The following is a 942-nucleotide window of genomic DNA, read 5'->3' on the forward strand; positions in this document are numbered from 1 at the left end:
CTGTCGGCAACGGCCCGCCGCTCACCGGCCGGAACCCCGCTGGCGGACCGGGTGTACGTCCCGCCGGGCAGCGCGGCGGTCGTCGAGGCGATGCCGTCGGCGCAGGCACCGTCGGGCACGCTGACCTTGGTGACCGACATGGGCCGCCGCTACGCGCTGTCGGCGCCGGAGGTGCTGAAGATGCTGGGCTACCCGTCGGACCGCGTCCTGCGGCTGCCGGCCGGGCTGGTGGCCCGGCTGCCGGAAGGCCCCGGCCTGGACCCGGCCGCGGCCCGCAACCAGGCGGTGGGTGGCTGACCGCCGTCAGACCGCCGAAGCCCGGTAGAGGTCGAGGATGTCGGTGTCACGGTCCCGCCAGCGGTCGAAGAGCACCTCGGGGTCTTCGTCGTGGGCGTGCACGAACTCGAATTCCGCGCGGGTGCAGGGCAAGAGGGTGACCAGCTGCAGCGCGGGCTCGCCCCGCTCGTCGCGGTAGAGGTCGAACTCCGCGTCGGCGAACGGGTGCGCCGCGGCGAGCAGGAACGCGACGCCGGTGCCGGGGATGAGCGGCTCGGCGTTGAGGTAGCCACCGCCGTAGGGGTAGCCACGTGCGCGTTCGATCACGCCGCTCGCGATGACGTGCGCCAGGTACCCGGCTTCCTCCTCGTGCTCGGGCGCGGCGGAGACGACGTACTCCTGCGGCAGCGGCGCGTCGACCCGCTGGAACCGCACGCCGGTGGTCGCCGCGGAGACCATCCGCAGCCGCGGGTGCGCGTGGAAGCCGATGGCGAACCCGCGGTTGCCGCCGTCGGGCAGCCCCGGGCCTTGCCCGTGCGTCACCGGCCCGAGGTGGCGCTCGACGTGCGGCAGCAGCCCGTCGAACCGGCTCGGGTCGGCGTGGGGGTAGGTCATCGGCTGATCTTAGGCACGTGGCTGGTCGTGAGTGTTTGGTCGGGTTCTAAC

2 protein-coding genes are annotated in these 942 nt (G+C 73.7%); one reads left to right on the top strand and one right to left on the bottom strand.

The genetic code is table 11. The features are described from left to right. The coding region (locus G3I65_RS56130) for a type VII secretion protein EccB (RefSeq protein WP_203612786.1) at window positions 1-297 on the top strand (297 nt) is incomplete at its 5' end. A 6-nt stretch (window positions 298-303) separates the two neighbouring features. Here the strand turns inward: G3I65_RS56130 and G3I65_RS56135 are convergent. Beyond that, entirely contained in the window at window positions 304-891 is a 588-nt protein-coding gene (locus G3I65_RS56135) for a hypothetical protein (RefSeq protein WP_160704805.1), read from the bottom strand. Window positions 892-942: the final 51 nt, after the last annotated feature.

Origin of the sequence: Amycolatopsis sp. SID8362, from assembly GCF_010550475.1 — a bacterium.
GTDB classification, from domain to species: Bacteria; Actinomycetota; Actinomycetes; order Mycobacteriales; family Pseudonocardiaceae; genus Amycolatopsis; species Amycolatopsis eburnea.

Coding starts and splice junctions, on each gene's coding strand:
- G3I65_RS56135 (WP_160704805.1), bottom strand. CDS start 891: ATGACCTACCCCCACGCCGACCCGAGCCGGTTCGACGGGCTGCTGCCG.